Raw genomic sequence first — 15,278 nt, forward strand, 5'->3', positions numbered from 1 at the left:
CGTGCTGAAGCAGCGGCCGCTGGCCTATCTGCACGGGGTGGGCGGCTTGTTCGGCTATCATTTCCTCTATTTCACCGCGCTGAAATGGGCGCCGGCGGCGGAGGCCGGGCTGATCGCCTATCTGTGGCCGCTGCTCATCGTGCTGCTCTCCGCCTTCCTGCCGGGGGGCGGGCTGCGCCGCGTTCATGTCATCGGCGCGCTCATGGGGTTTGCGGGAACGGTGGTGCTGCTTCTGGGCAAGGGCGGCTTCACCGGCGTCGAGATGCGCTTTGCGCCGGGCTATCTGGCCGCCTTCGCCTGTGCCTTCATCTGGTCGTCCTATTCGGTGGCATCGCGCCATTTCGCGGATGTGCCGACCCAGGCGGTGGCCGGCTTCTGCCTCGCCACGGCGGTGCTGGCGGGCCTGTGCCATCTGGCGCTGGAGCAGACCGTGTGGCCGTCCGGCGCGCTGGAATGGGCGGCGGTGGCTTTGCTGGGCATTGGCCCGGTGGGGCTTGCCTTCTACACCTGGGATATCGGCATGAAGCGCGGCGACGTGCGCCTGCTGGGCGTCGCCTCCTATGCTGCGCCGGTTTTGTCCACGCTGCTCTTGGTGGCGACGGGCTTTGCCGCGCCGTCCTGGTCGCTGGCGCTCGCCTGCGCCCTCATCGTCGGGGGAGCCTTCGTCGCCACGCTGCGTTGATACGGCAGCCCCCTGAAGGAGAAAAGCCATGGCTGATCCCGTGCCTGCCCATCCCGCCCTTGCTCCCCATGCCGTGGCGGTCGTGACCGGGGGCGCCTCCGGCATCGGCCTTGCCGCCGCCGCCCGCTTTGCCGCCCGGGGCATGAAGGTCGCCATCGCCGACCTGCCGGGGGAGAAACTGGAGGCCGCCGCCGCCCGCCTCGCGGACATCGCCCAGGGCGGGGCGGCGGATATCCTTGCCGTTGCCACGGACGTGAGCGAACTGTCCGATCTCGAGCGGCTGGAAGCCGAGGTGGCGGCCCGTTTCGGCGGCACGGACCTCATCATGAACAATGCCGGCATCCAGCCCGGCAGCGCCCTGTTCGGTCCGCTGGAGAATTGGGAGAAGGTGATCGCGGTGAATTTGTGGGGCATCATCCTCGGTTCCCGGGTGTTCGGGCCGAAGATGATCGCCCGCGGCAGGCCGGGGCTTATCGTCAATACCGGCTCCAAGCAGGGCATCACCACCCCGCCGGGGGACCCGGCCTACAATGTCTCCAAGGCCGGGGTGAAGGTGTTCACCGAGGCCCTCGCCCACGAATTGCGCAACATCGAGGGCTGCGCGATCACCGCCCACCTGTTCATCCCCGGCTTCGTCTTCACCCCGCTCGCGGCGGGCGGGCGCACGGAGAAGCCGGCCGGGGCCTGGACCGCGGAACAGACCGTGGATTTCATGCTGGAGTGCGTGCAGGCCGGCGACTTCTACATCCTGTGCCCGGACAATGACGTGACCCGCGCCCTCGACCAGAAGCGCATCGCCTGGGCGGCGGGCGATATCATCGCCAACCGGCCGCCCCTGTCGCGCTGGCACAGGGACTATGCGGCGGCCTTCGCCGCCTTCGTGAAGGGCGACTGACTCCGCACCGCAGCAACGATCTTGCGCCGGCGCCCTTGCGCTTCAGGAGGCGAGGCCGTAGCACTCCGCGCCGGAACCGCCGCCTTCAGGGGGGCGACAGCGGCAAGGCGGAGCGAGGCCAGGACGGCTCGACAGCCGCAGGCCCGGAAGAACGCCCGAGAGAACTCCAAGGACACCACCCATGGCCACCCATAAGCTGCTCCTCCTCGCCGGCGACGGCATCGGCCCCGAAGTGATGGCCGAGGTGAAACGGGTGGCCGCATGGCTCGACCAGGCCGGCCTCGCCTCCTTTGCCATCGAGGAGGACCTGGTGGGCGGCTGCGCCTATGACGCGCACGGCGCCGCCATTTCCGAGGACGCCATGGCCCGCGCCAAGGCGGCGGACGCGGTGCTGCTCGGCGCCGTGGGCGGCCCCAAGTGGGCGAGCGTGCCCTATGAGGCGCGCCCCGAAGCCGGCCTGCTGCGCCTGCGCAAGGACCTGCAGCTGTTCGCCAACCTGCGTCCCGCCATCTGCTACCCGGCGCTGGCCGATGCCTCCTCCCTCAAGCGCGAGGTGGTGGAGGGGCTCGACATCCTCATCGTGCGCGAGCTGACCGGCGGCGTCTATTTCGGCGAGCCCAAGACCATCATCGATCTTGGCAACGGCCAGAAGCGCGCCATCGATACGCAGGTCTATGACACCTACGAGATCGAGCGCATCGCCGCCGTCGCCTTCGAACTGGCCCGCACCCGCCGCAACAAGGTGACCTCCTCCGAGAAGCACAATGTGATGAAGTCCGGCGTGCTCTGGAAGGAGGTGGTCACCGCCCTCCACGAGCGCGCCTACAAGGACGTGGAGCTGGAGCACAACCTCGCCGATTCGCTGGCCATGCAGCTGGTGCGCTGGCCCAAGCAGTATGACGTGATCGTCACCGACAATTTGTTCGGCGACATCCTCTCCGACATCGCCGCCATGCTCACCGGCTCGCTGGGCATGCTGCCCTCCGCCTCGCTGGGCGCGGCCGACCCGGTCACCGGCAAGCGCGCGGCGCTGTACGAGCCGGTGCACGGCTCGGCGCCGGACATTGCCGGCAAGGGCATCGCCAACCCCATCGCCATGATCGGCTCGCTGGCCATGGCCCTGCGCTATTCGTTCAACCAGGGCGAGGTGGCGGACCGCATCGACCAGGCCATCGCCGGCGTGCTGGCCTCCGGCAAGCGCACCGGCGACATCGCCGGGCCGGGCACGCAGACCATCGGCACGCAGGACATGGGCAAGGCCATCATCGCCGAGCTGGACGCCGCCACCGCCTGATCCGGAAAGCCCATGCCAATGGCCCATGAGCCTGGCATCGGCCGAAGACAAAAGGCCGACGGTATTCCTCAATGAAAACGCGCCGTCCGGGGGCCGGGCGGCGCGTTTTTCGTTTCGTATCGGTGGGGCTCTTCAGCTCAGCCGCGCTCGACCTCGAAGCCGGATTCGCGCCACCCGATGATGCCGCCCTTCATATGCTCCTCATAGGCCAGTCCCGCCTTCTGGGCATAGGCCGCGGCCTGCTGGGAGCGCTGGCCCGAGCGGCAGGAGAAGACGAGGCGCTTGCCCGCCGGGTCGGGCAGGGCGGAGGGGTCGAACTTGCTCAGCGGAAAGGGCGTGGCGCCCGGGATTCGCTCGGCCTGGATCTCGTTCGTCTCGCGCACGTCCACGAGAAGGATGGTGCCGTCGGCGAGGCCCTGGCGGACCTCCGCCGGCGAAAGGTGGGTGATGGTCCCGCCGAAGGGGTTGCGTTCGCTCATGAATGATTGTCCTGGGAACGAGGGTGCCGGAGCCTGCACCGAACCCACCGCGCGATGCAAGAGCCGTTCCGGGCGGCGCAGCATTCCGTTCCGCACCGGCAAGCGTCGGCATGGAGGCATTATGGTACATTGCCACCATGGCGTGCGCGCGGCCCTTTACGTCGGGGGACGGTGGATGCAGAACGGTTGCGAAGCTGCATGACGGCCGAACGTGCTGCTCATCTGGCGTTCATGTAGGCTTTGCTAGATCAGCGTCCATCGCAGCACGCCGCCGGTCGCATCCGGTGGCTGCGGAAAGGAACACAATGACCATCCGTTCCGGCCTCGCCTTGGCTTTGGCCATCGCCACCTTCGCTGGCACCGTGGCGCCCGCCGCGGCGCAGAACAGCACGGTGGGCGGTGCGCTCATCGGCGGCACGGCGGGCGCGCTCATCGGCGGCGCCGCCACCGGCTCGGCCGGCGGCGTCGCGGCCGGCGCCATCATCGGCGGTACCACCGGCGCCATCATCGGCAACCAGCAGGACCGCAACCGCGCCTACTACTTCTGGGGCAATGACGGTCGCTGCTATCTGCGCCAGAGCAATGGCGCGGTGGTGCGGGTGTCCCGCGGCAACTGCTGACCTTAAGGATTCAAGGCTGTTGATCGGTTCCGTTCCCCCGCACGGATCCGATCAGTGGGAGAGGCGCCGGCTTTGGCCGGCGCCTTTTTCCGTTGCGCGGCTGGAGTCCGATCGCGCCCGGCTGCATTGCAGGCGGATGGGCGCATGCACTTTCCTTGAGTTCAGAGGGCGATTCGCCGAGCAAACTGGTTCAATTTGCTCGGATCGCGCTCTAGAGTCGGCGTCATGCCGTCAGCTCCCGCCACCGCCACCCAGCCGCCCATGCTTGATCTCGACACCGTGCGCACGGGCGGAAAACGCGCGGTGGCCTCGGCGCTTGCGCTGGTGGAAACCCGTCGCGGCACGCCGGGCCTCGTCGCCCTGCTCGATCAGGCGGCGCAGGCCGGCAAGGCCCATGTGCTGGGGCTGACCGGTCCGCCGGGCGTGGGCAAATCCACCCTCACCAATGCCCTGGTGCAGCGCGCCCGCGCCGCCGGCCGCACCGTGGCGGTGCTGGCGGTGGACCCGTCCTCGCGGCGCACCGGCGGAGCCCTGCTGGGCGACCGCGCCCGCATGAAGACGGACCCGGAGGACCGCGGCGTGTTCGTGCGGTCCATGGCCGCACGCGACCGCCTCGGCGGCCTGTCGGACGATGCGGTGGCAGCGGTGGTGCTGCTGCGTGCCGTCTATGATCTCGTCATCGTGGAAACCGTGGGGGTCGGCCAGTCGGAGGCGGACATCTCCCTCGTCGCCGACACGGTGGTGCTCTGCATCCAGCCCGCCTCCGGAGACAGCCTGCAATTCATGAAGGCAGGCGTCATGGAACTGCCGGATATCATCGTCGTCACCAAGGCCGACATGAAGGAGGTGGCGCGCCGGGCGGCCTCGGAAGTGGCTGGCGCGCTTTCGCTTTCCGGCTCCGGTGCAGCGGGTTGGACGGTGCCGGTGATCCGCCTGTCCGCGGCGACGGGAGAGGGGCTGGCGGCGTTCGACGATGCCGTTTCGCAGCATCTGGCTTTCATGGACCGGGACGGGCGGCGCGCCGCGCACCGGGCCGCGCAGGAGGAAAAATGGGTGGAGGAGGCCGTGCGCGTGCGCTTCGGCACCCATGGCCTTGCCCGCGCCCGCCGCCTCTCACCCGGTGCCCGGACACCGTTCGCCCGCGAGGCGGAACTCGCGATGCTGTTAACCGCCGGGCAAGGCTGATCGGACAATGCTCTTGCGTGTCACCGCCGGGCAACGCCCCGGCGCCCCATTAGGGACATGATGACACGTCAAGGGCAGGAGCCATGGAGTTTCGCCGAGACCGAGGGACGAGCATCAGGCGGTTCGCGTCGCCTGTCCTGCTTGCCGCCGCTTTCGCCGCCGTCCTGCCCGCAAGTGCGGGCGCAGATGGCGCCGAGTCCCGTTCACCCGCCAGCGGGGTCGTCATGCTGGCCGGGCCGGCGCGGGCGCTGAAGGTCAGCACCCTCGACCTGCCCCGGCCCATCGGCACCGGCCTGCCCGAGCCCCGCGCGGCGTCATCGGACGCGCCGCGGGTGATCCGGCCGGGAGCGGCCATCGTCACCGCCTCGCTCACGGATGGCGCGGTGCCGCCCGAGGCGCTGAGGGCCGCCATCGTCGCCGGTGCGCCGGTGGCGGACGACCTGCCTCCGGTGTCCGGTGCCACGGTGGCTGCGGCGTCGGACGACGACGCCTTCGCCTATCCCCCGCCGCTGGTGCTCGACGCCGAGGATACGCCCGCGCGCACCGGGCCAAGCCATCCCCATCTCGAACTCGCCCTCGATCTGCTGCTGGAACTGCCGCTGATCCAGGACAATTCCGGCCCCATCGCCGAGGATGCATCCTTCGGCCCCGATTTCGGCGCCGTGCGCGAGGGTGTCCCCGCCGGGGAGGCGCCGCCCGCCCCGCTCCCGCAAGAGGTCGAGGCCCCGCCGGCGCTCCATCACGATCCCGTGGCGGTGTTCAGCCGCGATCCCAATGTGTTCCCGGCGCTGGCTTTTGAATATCACGCCCTGGCCGAGCAGGGCTTCGTGCCGCTGCCGGCGCCGCGGCCGGACGGGCAGGTTGAGATCGCCACCAGCGCCGACGCCGAGGCGGTGGAAGCGGCGGAGGATGGCGAGCGCGACGGCATCTGGCCCTCGCCGGCCCAGCGCCTCAGCCTTGCCGGCGAGCAGCTGGCGCGGGCCCAGAAGTGCCTGGCGGAGGCCATTTATTTCGAAAGCCGCGGCGAGCCCAAGCGCGGGCAGGTCGCGGTGGCGCAGGTCATCGTCAACCGGGTGTTCTCGGGCTACTACCCCAACGACGTGTGCGGCGCCGTCTACCAGAATGCCCACCGGCATCTGGCCTGCCAGTTCACCTTCGCCTGCGACAATGTGCGCGACGTGGTGCGCGAGCCGGACATGTGGGTGCAGGCCAAGGAGATCGCCGCCGACATGCTGGACGGCAAATTGTGGCTCACCAGCGTGGGCCGGGCCACCCATTATCATGCCTATTGGGTGCATCCGAGCTGGGTGCGGGAGATGCGCAAGCTCGACCGCATCGGCGTGCACACCTTCTACCGCCCCCGCCGCTGGGGCGAGGGCTGATCCAGGGGAATGGTTCAAGCCCGCGCGGCGCTTGAGCGTTGCCCTCCCGGTGCCGGTCAAGGACCGGGGCCGTCGGCATAACCGCCGGCCTTGCCGGCGTCAGGCGTGGCCGGCTTCGCTGGAGAGCATGCCGGGATCGATCCCCAGCTTGCGCAGCGCGTGGTTGTACTTGGTGTCCACCCCCTCGCCGAAGATGAGATCCGAATCGGCCGGGCAGTTCAGCCAGCCGTTGGCCTGGATCTCCGTCTCCAGCTGTCCGGGCGCCCATCCGGCATAGCCCAGCGCCAGCACGGCGCTGCGCGGCCCGCGACCGCCGGCAATGGCCTTCAGGATGTCCAGCGTCGCCGTCAGGCAGATGCCGTCGTCGATGGGCAGGGTGGAATTCTCGACGAAATAATCGGCCGAATGCAGCACGAAGCCGCGCCCGGTCTCCACCGGCCCGCCGCGCAGGACTTTCACCGCCCCGGCGCTCTTGGGCAGCAAGATGCGCTCGGAGGAGGGGATCACGTCGAGCTGGACCAAAAGGTCGGTGAAGTCGATGTGGCTCGCCGGCTGGTTCACCACGATGCCCATGGCCCCCTCTGCCGAGTGGGCGCACAGATAGACGAGGGTGCGTGCGAACTGCTCGTCGCGCATGGTGGGCATGGCAATGAGCAACTGCCCGTCGAGAAAGCTCGACCCCCCGCTTGGGACGTTGGGTTTCTGGCTCGCAATCATCCCGGAAGGGTACCGCGCATCCGGGCTTTTGGAAATGCGAATTGAGCGCGGCGCCACCAGGCGCGGGTGCCGGAATGGCTTGCCTGCCCTTCGCCTGTCACACGCTTGTGCACGCAGGGGGCTTTGCGCGGCGCCGCGGAGAGGCTACCCGCTGGGGCATGATCTCGTTGCAACTGTTTGCCGGAAGCGGCCGTATGGGGCTCGCCGCCCTTTCCCTGTCGGGCCTGTGGCTTGCGGCCCCGGCGGCCGGTGCGCAAGCCCTTTCCAGGGTCCCCGGGGCCGAGGTCGAGCTGATGGCCGGGGCCGTGTCGGGCGTCCATGCGGATGCCGGCATCGAGGTGCGCCTCGCGCCCGGGTGGAAGACCTACTGGCGCTATCCCGGCGACAGCGGCGTGCCGCCGGCCCTGTCCTTCGACGGGTCGCACAACGTGGCCGGTGTCACCATCGAGTGGCCGGCCCCGAAGCGCTTTGCCGATGGCGGTGGCGGCTCGTCCATCGGCTACAAGGGTGCGGTGCTGTTCCCGCTGAAGGTTCAGCTTGCCGATCCCGGCCAGCCCGCGCGGCTTCAGATCGCGTTCGATTTCGCCGTGTGCGAGGCCCTGTGCATGCCGGCGAAGGTGGACCTGTCCCTGGTCATCGATGCTGCCGGCGGGGCGGATGCGGCGCGCATCGCCGCCGCCCGCGCCACGGTGCCGGCGCCGCAGGCGCTGGGGGCGGGCGATGCCCCCTCGGTGCGATCCATGGCCATCGACACGACGACACTGCCGCGCCGCCTCGTCATCGAGGTGAAGGCGGCGAGCCCCAAGGCGGACCTGTTCGCCGAGGGACCCGATGCGCACTGGGCCCTGCCGCTGCCGCAGAAGACCGCGCTGCCCGGCGGGGCGGCCCGGTTCGTGGTGCCGCTCGAAGGCGTGCCGTCGGGGGTGGACCCGGCGGGGGCGCTGCTCACCTTGACCCTGGTGGACGGCCCGAAGGCGGTCACGACCACGGTGCCCGTGCCGACGCCCTGACCGGGTCGCCCTGAGCGGGGGCGCGGGCGTCCATCCGACCGGCCGGATGAGCCTCCCGGTGCGCTTTTCTCCTCCGTAAAACCCCGTATTGTCGGCGCGGGCCGGAACGGCCTGCGACTTTCGGAGAAAACGATGCCCATTTCGGTCGGCGAAAAACTGCCCAGCGCCACTTTCCGCGTTCCCACCGAAGACGGCCCCGTGCCGAAGACCACCGACGAGATCTTCAAGGGCAAGAAGGTGGTGCTGTTCGCGGTGCCGGGCGCCTTCACGCCCACCTGCCACAAGAACCACCTTCCGGGCTACGTCCACGAGGCGGACGCCATCACGGCCAAGGGCGTGGATGCCATCGCCGTGGTCTCGGTGAACGATCCCTTCGTCATGGGTGCCTGGGAGAAGGCCTCCGGCGCGGACGGCAAGATCGTGTTCCTGGCCGATCCGGATGCCTCGTTCGCCTCGGCCCTCGATCTCACCTTCGACGGCTCGGCCGCCGGCCTCGGCGTGCGCTCCAAGCGCTATTCCATGGTGGTGGAGGACGGCGTGGTGACGCGCCTCAACGTGGAGGACGTGCCCTCCAAGGCCGATATCTCCAGCGCCACCGCCCTGCTGGCGCAGCTCTGAGGGCATCCCTGCTTCAGCACCCCTCCGGCTTCGGCCGGAGGGGCTCGTCCCACCGGCCCCGGTCCCCGAGGGTCGCCGCGCCGGCCCTGCCCCGGCCTCAGGCGATGATGTCGGGGAACAGCTGGTCTTCCACCTGGCTGATGCGGTCCTTCAGCTGCAGCTTGCGCTTCTTCAGCCGCTGGACCTGAAGCACGTCCGAGCCGGCGACCGCCGTCAGCGCATCGATGGCACTGTCGAGGTCGCGATGCTCCTGCTTCAACCGTTCCAGATGGGTCCTGAGATCCCGTTCGTCGTCGCTCGTCATTCCCACATCCGTCACCGGCAGGGTCGCCATCCACATCCGCGGGAGCATCGCGCCGAACGGCGCCGGCAGACCCCCGTGGAAACAAACGCGCAACCCCGCTGCCGCATTGCCGAGGCCCTGGAAAAACAGCCGCTTCCCAAAGTTGGAACAGGCCCGCCAGCCTTCCCCCGAATTTGAGACTGACTATGGCACGCGCTTGCCGCACTGCAAGATGGGAGCTTGCCGGAGGAGCGAGAAAGGCAATCGACTCTTCGTCGGCTCCGTGACAGACTGATGTCGTGTTGCAGACAGGGAGAGGCTTAGAATGTCCATCCAGTCGCACCTTCAGGAGTTGAAGCGGCGCCACCAGGCCATTGAGCAGGAACTCAATCGCGAACTTGCCCATCCGGCTTCCGACCCCGTTCGCATTGCCGAGTTGAAGCGCAAGAAACTGGTCCTTAAGGACCAAATGACCAAGATCAACGGATCTTCCACCCTACATTGATGGTTTGACGGGACGGTCCCGGCCGGGTTTTGTGTCCGGGCGGGACGTTTCGCTTGTCCCTGGACCCGAGCTGAGCGGTCGGCGCCGCAGCAACCCCTTTGCGTTCCGGCGCCGGGGGCTTTAATCCGGCGCCATGGCTCCTCCCCTCGTTCTCCTCCAGGACATCCATCTGCGCTTCGGCGCGACACCCCTGCTCGACGGGGCGGAACTTTCTGTTTCCGCCTCCGAGCGCGTGTGCCTTGTCGGGCGCAACGGTTCCGGCAAGTCGACGCTGCTGAAGGTGGCGGCGGGCATGGTGGCGCCGGATTCCGGCACCCGCTTCTTCCAGCCCGGCACCACCGTGCGCTACCTGCCGCAGGAGCCCGATTTCTCCGGCTACCCCACCACCCTGGCCTATGTGGAGGCGGGGATGGGACCGGGGGATCAGGAGTATCGCGCCCAATACCTGCTCGACGAACTGGGCCTGACCGGCCGGGAAGACCCCTCCAACCTCTCCGGCGGCGAAGCGCGGCGGGCCGCCCTCGCCCGCGTCATCGCCCCGGAGCCGGACGTGCTGCTCCTCGACGAGCCCACCAACCACCTCGACCTGCCGGCCATCGAGTGGCTGGAAAGCGAGCTGAGGGGGCTGCGCTCGGCCATCGTGCTCATCAGCCATGACCGGCGCTTCCTGGAAACCCTCTCGCGCGCCACGGTCTGGCTCGACCGGGGCCAGACCCGGCGGCTCGAACAGGGCTTTTCCGCCTTCGAGGCCTGGCGCGACGAGGTGCTGGAGCAGGAGGAGACCGAGCGCCACAAGCTCGATCGCAAGATCGTCGCGGAACTGGACTGGCTGCGCTACGGCGTCACCGCGCGGCGCAAGCGCAATGTCCGCCGCCTCGGCCTGCTGCATTCCATGCGCAGCGACCGCCGGGACGAGCGTCGCGCCGTCGGCAACGTGAAGCTCCAGGTGAGCGAGGCGGAAACCTCCGGCAAGCTGGTCATCGAGGCCAAGGGCATCTCCAAATCCTACGGCGACCGGGCGGTGGTGAAGGATTTCTCCACCCGCATCCTGCGCGGCGACCGCATCGGCATCATCGGCCCCAACGGCGCGGGCAAGACCACGCTCATCAAGCTGCTGACCGGGGAACTCGCCCCCGATGGCGGCACGGTGAAGCTCGGCACCAACCTGGAGATCGCCAGCCTCGACCAGAAGCGCGCGGCGCTCGATCCCACCACCACGCTGAAGGATGCGCTCACCGGCGGCGGCTCGGACCAGGTGATGGTGGGCGGCCAGCCCAAGCACGTCATCGGTTACCTGAAGGACTTCCTGTTCTCGCCCGACCAGGCCAACGCGCCGCTCTCGGTGCTGTCGGGCGGCGAGCGCGGCCGGCTCATGCTGGCGCGGTCCCTGGCGCTGCCGTCCAACATGCTGGTGCTGGACGAGCCCACCAACGACCTGGATCTGGAAACCCTCGACCTGCTCCAGGAGATGGTGGCCGACTATCCCGGCACGGTGATCCTGGTGAGCCACGACCGTGACTTCCTCGACCGCACCGTCTCCAGCGTCATCGTGGCCGAGGGCGACGGCGTGTTCCGCGAATATGCCGGCGGCTATTCGGACATGGTGACCCAGCGCGGCCGCGGCGTGGAGGCGCTGGACAAGGGCGCGCCGGCGGCGAAGGCCAAGGGCGGCGCCGGGGAACGCAAGGGCCTGTCCGTGGCCCCGGCGGCCGCGGCGCCGGGCAAGGACAGGCGCAAGCTGTCCTTCCACGAGCAGCATGCGCTGAAAACCCTCCCCAAGACCATGGCGACGCTCAAGGCCAAGGTGGAGAAGATCGCGGCGGAACTGGCGGACCCGGCGCTCTATGCCCGCGACCCCGCCCGCTTCCAGAAGACCTCCGCGGCACTCACCGAGGCGCAGGGCGCGCTGGACGCCGCGGAAGAGGAGTGGCTGCGGCTCGAAATCCTGAAGGAAGAGCTGGAGGGCTGAGGGCGAGCGGGCCGGTCAGGCCTGGGCGTCATCCTCGGTGTGGCCCATGTGGTGCCGGTTCGTGACCGGCATCACCGGCGGCGTGGCCAGGGCTCAGCCGCCGCGGCGGGCCACCAGCACCGCGCTCTCGAAATCGATCACCAGGTCGCCGTGCTGGTTGGTGCCGGAATTATAGGCCTTCAGCAGGCCCCATTGGGGCCGCCCGCGGGTGGCGATCTTCTCCCGCGCCTCGGTGGCATAGGTGATGGTATCGCCTGCATAGACCGGCTTGAGCCAGCGCAGATTGGTGAAGCCGGGGGAGGGGCCCACCTCCAGCATCCGCCCGCCCTTGGCCTCCAGGGCCTTGGCCGATCCCACATTGTAGGCGATGAAGAATTTCATCCACATGGACGCGGTGTGCCAGCCGGACGCCACCAGCGCGCCGAAATGGCTGCGCTTGGCCGCCTCGGGATCCACATGGAAGGGCTGGGGGTCATAGAGCCGGGCGAAGGCGATCATCTCGGCCTCGGTGAAGGTGTGGCGGCCCAGCACCTCGTGGTCACCGATTTCCAGTTCCTCGAAATAGGTCATGCGAGGCGGGCTCCCGGATTGCGGCGGCCGATCATGATGACGCTGACCTGCGACATGGCAACGGTCTTGTCCGCCTTCACCAGCTCGAAGCGGAAGGTGACGAGGCCCATCTCCGGCTTGCTCCGGGAGGTGCGGCTTTCCAGCACCGTGCGGCGCAGGGTCAGCACGTCGCCGGGAAACACCGGGGCGAGCCATTTGTTCTCGGTGATGCCGGGCGAGCCCATGCCGGCGGTGCGCAGCAGGAAGCCGTCGCAGATCAGCCGCATCATGATGGCGCAGGTGTGCCAGCCGGAGGCCGCCATGCCGCCGAGCAGCGACGCCTTGCCCGCCTCCTGGTCCAGATGCATGGGCTGGGGATCGAACTCGCGCGCGAACGCGATGATCTCCTCCTCGCCGAACTGGTGCGAGCCGAACGTCTTCACCTCACCAATGATGAAATCTTCGAAGAAGATGTCGGGCAAGGCGCCCCTCCTGTCGTTGGACTGCGATGGAAGGCGAGGATGCCGCAAACGTCAAGGTGGGGTGGGGATAACGGGCGGCGCGGGGTCGGATTCGATGCCCGTGGCCCGCGTCAGGATGTCGGCGCCATGTGCCTCAGCTCGAAGGACAGCACCTGTGTGCCGTCCTCACGCCGGGCACTGTTGCGCCGGTGAAAGATGGTCCAGCCCGATCGGCTTCCGCTGGGGCGGGCCTCCAGCACCTCGGTGAAGAAGACGATGGTGTCGTCCACGCGCACCGGAGCGAGCCATTTCAGGTCGGTCATGCCGAAGCCCACGCCCACCGGCGAGAGGACGGCCGGATGATCCGGCGGCAGGCCGGACGCAGCGCCGTTGGCGCGCACGAACAGGCCCATCCACACGCAGGCCGTATGCCAAGCCGGAGGCGACCAGCCCGCCGAAAGGGGAGGCGGCGGCCGCCGCCTCGTCCACGTGGAAGGGCTGGAAATCGAAGGCCTGCGCGAAGCGCAGGATCTCGGCCTTCGTGAAGGTGAAACGGCCGATCTCCACCGGCCCCTCGCTCCCGGCCATGCCCGGTTCCCTCTACCATCGGCCTCGGTCTTCGACCGATGCCAAGTGAGTTACGCTTCGCAACTCGGGGAGACCCCGAGTTGCGAATCCTGAGAGCGGTTCCGGCAACAGCCGGAACCGGGCGCCGCGCGGGCTTAGCCAATGGCTTCAGTTGGCGAAGCGGAAGTGCAGCACGTCGCCGTCAGCGACCACATACTCCTTGCCTTCCAGGCGGAAGCGCCCGGCCTCGCGAGCGCCGCCCTCGCCCTTGAACTTCACATAGTCGTCGTAGGCGACGGTCTCGGCGCGGATGAAGCCCTTCTCGAAATCCGTGTGGATCACCCCTGCCGCCGCCGGGGCCTTGGTGCCGGCGGTGATGGTCCAGGCTCGCGCCTCCTTCGGCCCCACGGTGAAGTAGGTGAGGAGCTGGAGCAATTCGTAGCCGGCGCGGATCACCCGGTTGAGGCCGGGTTCGTCCAGGTCGATGGCCTCCAGATAGTCCTTCTGCTCGTCGGGGGGCAGCACGGCGATCTCGCTCTCGATCTTGGCCGAGACCACCACCGCCATGGCGCCTTCGAGCTTGGCCCGCTCGAACACCTGCGCGGAGAGGGAATTGCCCTCCTTGGCCGAGGCTTCCTCCACATTGCACACATAGAGCACCGGCTTTGCCGTCATGAGGCCGAGCTGGGAGAACAGCTTCTCTTCCTCCGGCTTCACTTCGGCGAGGCGGGCGGGCTTGCCTTCCCGCAGCAGGACCAGGGCACGGGTCATGAGGTCCAGGGTTTCCTTGGCCTCCTTGTCGGCGCCCTTGGCCTTCTTCTCCATGGCGCCGGCGCGCTTCTCCAGGCTTTCGAGGTCGGCGAGCATCAGCTCGGTCTCGATGGTCTCGATGTCGTCCACCGGGGAGATCTTGCCCTCCACATGGGTCACGTCGCCATCCTCGAAGCAGCGCACCACATGGGCGATGGCGTCGCATTCGCGGATGTTGGCGAGGAACTGGTTGCCCAGGCCCTCGCCCTTGGAGGCGCCGCGCACTAGGCCGGCAATGTCCACGAAGGTGAGGCGGGTGGGGATGATCTGCCCCGAGCCGGCGATGGCGGCCAGCGAATCGAGCCGGGGATCGGGCACCGCCACGTCACCCACATTGGGCTCGATGGTGCAGAACGGATAATTCGCCGCCTGCGCCGCCGCGGTCTGGGTGAGCGCGTTGAAGAGGGTGGACTTGCCCACGTTGGGAAGCCCGACGATGCCGCATTTGAAGCCCATGGAACGCTCAGGGTTGGCCGCCGGCCGGTGTCGGGGCAGCAGTGTCAGATGGCGAGGGATGTCGCGGGGACAGCTCTTGTCCTCCGCATATCCCCTCACGGCGTGGCTCCGCAACCCGTGGGACCAACATGGCCCCGCCGCATCGGGCCGGGGCGCCTCAGCCCTTCTCGCCCACCCGCTTCTGCTCGCCGAAGCCCTGGGCATCCAGGAACAGGTGCGCGCGGTTCTGGAACTCCTCCGGCCGCTTCTGGGCGAGCAGGTCGGCGAAATCGGCACAGGCGTCGCAGACGGCGTCGAGCCACGGCTTCTCGCTCTTGGCGAAGTCGTTGAGCACATAGGCATGCACCAGCGCCTTGTCGCCGGGATGGCCGATGCCGAGACGGATGCGGAAATAGTCGTTGCCGCATTGGGCGGTGATGGAGCGCAGCCCGTTATGGCCGGCATTGCCGCCGCCCTTCTTGATGCGCAGCTTGGCCGGGGGCAGGTCCAGTTCGTCATGGAAGACGAAGATGTGGTCCAGCGGGATCTTGTAGAAGCGCTGCGCCTCGGCGACGGCGCGACCGCTCTCGTTCATGTAGGTTTCGGGGAACAGCGCGATCACCTTCTCGCCGGCGATCTCGCCCTCCGCCGCCATGGACTGGAAGCGGCGGCGCAGCGGGCCAAGGCGGTGGCGGCGGCAGATGGCGTCGAGCGCCATGAAGCCGATGTTATGCCGGTTGCCGGCATATTTCGGGCCGGGATTGCCGAGCCCTGCGAACAGGAACATGTGGCGCCTCCGGCCCGAACGTTCTGGACC

General features: G+C 68.6%; 18 protein-coding genes and 1 pseudogene. 10 read left to right on the top strand and 9 right to left on the bottom strand.

The features are described 5' to 3' along the window. The 3 genes from yddG to leuB form a co-directional block, all read left to right on the top strand. Nucleotides 1–682, top strand: a 682-nt coding sequence (gene yddG / locus K9U41_RS10960) for an aromatic amino acid exporter YddG (RefSeq protein WP_282640877.1), incomplete at its 5' end; no start/stop codon positions are given. Between the two features lie 28 nt (nucleotides 683–710). Further along, on the top strand, nucleotides 711–1,577 hold the full coding sequence (locus K9U41_RS10965; protein WP_282640878.1) for an SDR family NAD(P)-dependent oxidoreductase: 867 nt from the start codon (nucleotides 711–713) through the stop codon (nucleotides 1,575–1,577). A gap of 181 nt (nucleotides 1,578–1,758) precedes the next feature. Continuing rightward, entirely contained in the window at nucleotides 1,759–2,871 is a 1,113-nt protein-coding gene (leuB, locus tag K9U41_RS10970) for a 3-isopropylmalate dehydrogenase (protein WP_282640879.1), read from the top strand. Nucleotides 2,872–3,008: 137 nt separating this feature from the next. On the opposite strand, the gene K9U41_RS10975 is transcribed toward leuB, so the two are convergent. Continuing rightward, nucleotides 3,009–3,350: a rhodanese-like domain-containing protein gene (locus K9U41_RS10975; protein WP_282640880.1), complete on the bottom strand. Its 342-nt coding sequence runs from the start codon at nucleotides 3,348–3,350 to the stop codon at nucleotides 3,009–3,011. Nucleotides 3,351–3,655: 305 nt separating this feature from the next. On the opposite strand from K9U41_RS10975, the gene K9U41_RS10980 reads away from it, so the two are divergent. From K9U41_RS10980 to K9U41_RS10990, 3 genes are all read left to right on the top strand, one after another. Further along, nucleotides 3,656–3,970 carry a glycine zipper domain-containing protein gene (locus tag K9U41_RS10980; protein WP_282640881.1) on the top strand — a complete coding sequence of 105 codons (315 nt, stop codon included), beginning with the start codon at nucleotides 3,656–3,658 and terminating at the stop codon, nucleotides 3,968–3,970. A 225-nt stretch (nucleotides 3,971–4,195) separates the two neighbouring features. Beyond that, complete coding sequence (gene meaB / locus K9U41_RS10985) at nucleotides 4,196–5,155, top strand: methylmalonyl Co-A mutase-associated GTPase MeaB (RefSeq protein ID WP_282640882.1); 960 nt, start codon at nucleotides 4,196–4,198, stop codon at nucleotides 5,153–5,155. Nucleotides 5,156–5,379: 224 nt separating this feature from the next. Continuing rightward, nucleotides 5,380–6,537 (top strand): cell wall hydrolase, encoded by a 1,158-nt coding sequence (locus K9U41_RS10990; RefSeq protein ID WP_282640883.1) that lies wholly within the window; start codon nucleotides 5,380–5,382, stop codon nucleotides 6,535–6,537. 99 nt (nucleotides 6,538–6,636) lie between these two features. On the opposite strand, the gene K9U41_RS10995 is transcribed toward K9U41_RS10990, so the two are convergent. After that, nucleotides 6,637–7,254, bottom strand: a complete 618-nt coding sequence (locus K9U41_RS10995) for a YqgE/AlgH family protein (RefSeq protein ID WP_282640884.1) — start codon at nucleotides 7,252–7,254, stop codon at nucleotides 6,637–6,639. Nucleotides 7,255–7,448: 194 nt separating this feature from the next. Here K9U41_RS10995 and K9U41_RS11000 point away from each other — a divergent pair, with 194 nt between their 5' ends. After that, nucleotides 7,449–8,264 carry a protein-disulfide reductase DsbD domain-containing protein gene (locus tag K9U41_RS11000; protein WP_282640885.1) on the top strand — a complete coding sequence of 272 codons (816 nt, stop codon included), beginning with the start codon at nucleotides 7,449–7,451 and terminating at the stop codon, nucleotides 8,262–8,264. 132 nt (nucleotides 8,265–8,396) lie between these two features. Next, nucleotides 8,397–8,882: a peroxiredoxin gene (locus tag K9U41_RS11005; RefSeq protein WP_282640886.1), complete on the top strand. Its 486-nt coding sequence runs from the start codon at nucleotides 8,397–8,399 to the stop codon at nucleotides 8,880–8,882. 97 nt (nucleotides 8,883–8,979) lie between these two features. On the opposite strand, the gene K9U41_RS11010 is transcribed toward K9U41_RS11005, so the two are convergent. After that, a complete protein-coding gene (locus tag K9U41_RS11010; RefSeq protein WP_282640887.1) occupies nucleotides 8,980–9,186 on the bottom strand; it encodes a YdcH family protein in 207 nt (68 codons plus the stop codon). Between the two features lie 304 nt (nucleotides 9,187–9,490). Here K9U41_RS11010 and K9U41_RS11015 point away from each other — a divergent pair, with 304 nt between their 5' ends. Beyond that, entirely contained in the window at nucleotides 9,491–9,670 is a 180-nt protein-coding gene (locus K9U41_RS11015) for a YdcH family protein (RefSeq protein ID WP_012114619.1), read from the top strand. A gap of 133 nt (nucleotides 9,671–9,803) precedes the next feature. Next, nucleotides 9,804–11,639 carry an ABC-F family ATP-binding cassette domain-containing protein gene (locus K9U41_RS11020; protein ID WP_282640888.1) on the top strand — a complete coding sequence of 612 codons (1,836 nt, stop codon included), beginning with the start codon at nucleotides 9,804–9,806 and terminating at the stop codon, nucleotides 11,637–11,639. A 93-nt stretch (nucleotides 11,640–11,732) separates the two neighbouring features. Here K9U41_RS11020 and K9U41_RS11025 read toward each other — a convergent pair whose 3' ends face one another. From K9U41_RS11025 to pth, 6 genes and pseudogenes are all read right to left on the bottom strand, one after another. Beyond that, nucleotides 11,733–12,209, bottom strand: a complete 477-nt coding sequence (locus K9U41_RS11025) for a MaoC family dehydratase (protein WP_282640889.1) — start codon at nucleotides 12,207–12,209, stop codon at nucleotides 11,733–11,735. Continuing rightward, complete coding sequence (locus tag K9U41_RS11030) at nucleotides 12,206–12,670, bottom strand: MaoC family dehydratase (protein ID WP_282640890.1); 465 nt, start codon at nucleotides 12,668–12,670, stop codon at nucleotides 12,206–12,208. Before K9U41_RS11030 ends, K9U41_RS11025 begins: the two co-directional genes overlap by 4 nt. A gap of 110 nt (nucleotides 12,671–12,780) precedes the next feature. Beyond that, nucleotides 12,781–13,062 carry a hypothetical protein gene (locus tag K9U41_RS11035; RefSeq protein WP_282640891.1) on the bottom strand — a complete coding sequence of 94 codons (282 nt, stop codon included), beginning with the start codon at nucleotides 13,060–13,062 and terminating at the stop codon, nucleotides 12,781–12,783. A 31-nt stretch (nucleotides 13,063–13,093) separates the two neighbouring features. After that, nucleotides 13,094–13,237: pseudogene (locus K9U41_RS23940) on the bottom strand (MaoC/PaaZ C-terminal domain-containing protein); the annotation flags it as partial. A gap of 147 nt (nucleotides 13,238–13,384) precedes the next feature. Next, nucleotides 13,385–14,482, bottom strand: a complete 1,098-nt coding sequence (ychF, locus tag K9U41_RS11040) for a redox-regulated ATPase YchF (RefSeq protein WP_282640892.1) — start codon at nucleotides 14,480–14,482, stop codon at nucleotides 13,385–13,387. A gap of 157 nt (nucleotides 14,483–14,639) precedes the next feature. Further along, complete coding sequence (pth, locus tag K9U41_RS11045) at nucleotides 14,640–15,248, bottom strand: aminoacyl-tRNA hydrolase (RefSeq protein ID WP_282640893.1); 609 nt, start codon at nucleotides 15,246–15,248, stop codon at nucleotides 14,640–14,642. Nucleotides 15,249–15,278 lie beyond the last annotated feature (30 nt).

It is taken from the genome of Xanthobacter autotrophicus (assembly GCF_029991245.1).
GTDB lineage: Bacteria > Pseudomonadota > Alphaproteobacteria > Rhizobiales > Xanthobacteraceae > Xanthobacter > Xanthobacter autotrophicus_C.

What these genes read in the sequence shown, in the direction of transcription:
- K9U41_RS10995 (WP_282640884.1), bottom strand. Translation starts at nt 7,254, where the DNA reads ATGATTGCGAGCCAGAAACCCAACGTCCCAAGCGGGGGGTCGAGCTTT.
- meaB (WP_282640882.1), top strand. Translation starts at nt 4,196, where the DNA reads ATGCCGTCAGCTCCCGCCACCGCCACCCAGCCGCCCATGCTTGATCTC.
- K9U41_RS11020 (WP_282640888.1), top strand. Translation starts at nt 9,804, where the DNA reads ATGGCTCCTCCCCTCGTTCTCCTCCAGGACATCCATCTGCGCTTCGGC.
- K9U41_RS10975 (WP_282640880.1), bottom strand. Translation starts at nt 3,350, where the DNA reads ATGAGCGAACGCAACCCCTTCGGCGGGACCATCACCCACCTTTCGCCG.
- K9U41_RS10990 (WP_282640883.1), top strand. Translation starts at nt 5,380, where the DNA reads ATGCTGGCCGGGCCGGCGCGGGCGCTGAAGGTCAGCACCCTCGACCTG.
- K9U41_RS11025 (WP_282640889.1), bottom strand. Translation starts at nt 12,209, where the DNA reads ATGACCTATTTCGAGGAACTGGAAATCGGTGACCACGAGGTGCTGGGC.
- K9U41_RS10965 (WP_282640878.1), top strand. Translation starts at nt 711, where the DNA reads ATGGCTGATCCCGTGCCTGCCCATCCCGCCCTTGCTCCCCATGCCGTG.
- K9U41_RS11035 (WP_282640891.1), bottom strand. Translation starts at nt 13,062, where the DNA reads ATGGGCCTGTTCGTGCGCGCCAACGGCGCTGCGTCCGGCCTGCCGCCG.
- K9U41_RS10980 (WP_282640881.1), top strand. Translation starts at nt 3,656, where the DNA reads ATGACCATCCGTTCCGGCCTCGCCTTGGCTTTGGCCATCGCCACCTTC.
- ychF (WP_282640892.1), bottom strand. Translation starts at nt 14,482, where the DNA reads ATGGGCTTCAAATGCGGCATCGTCGGGCTTCCCAACGTGGGCAAGTCC.
- leuB (WP_282640879.1), top strand. Translation starts at nt 1,759, where the DNA reads ATGGCCACCCATAAGCTGCTCCTCCTCGCCGGCGACGGCATCGGCCCC.
- K9U41_RS11015 (WP_012114619.1), top strand. Translation starts at nt 9,491, where the DNA reads ATGTCCATCCAGTCGCACCTTCAGGAGTTGAAGCGGCGCCACCAGGCC.
- K9U41_RS11000 (WP_282640885.1), top strand. Translation starts at nt 7,449, where the DNA reads ATGGGGCTCGCCGCCCTTTCCCTGTCGGGCCTGTGGCTTGCGGCCCCG.
- pth (WP_282640893.1), bottom strand. Translation starts at nt 15,248, where the DNA reads ATGTTCCTGTTCGCAGGGCTCGGCAATCCCGGCCCGAAATATGCCGGC.
- K9U41_RS11005 (WP_282640886.1), top strand. Translation starts at nt 8,397, where the DNA reads ATGCCCATTTCGGTCGGCGAAAAACTGCCCAGCGCCACTTTCCGCGTT.
- K9U41_RS11010 (WP_282640887.1), bottom strand. Translation starts at nt 9,186, where the DNA reads ATGACGAGCGACGACGAACGGGATCTCAGGACCCATCTGGAACGGTTG.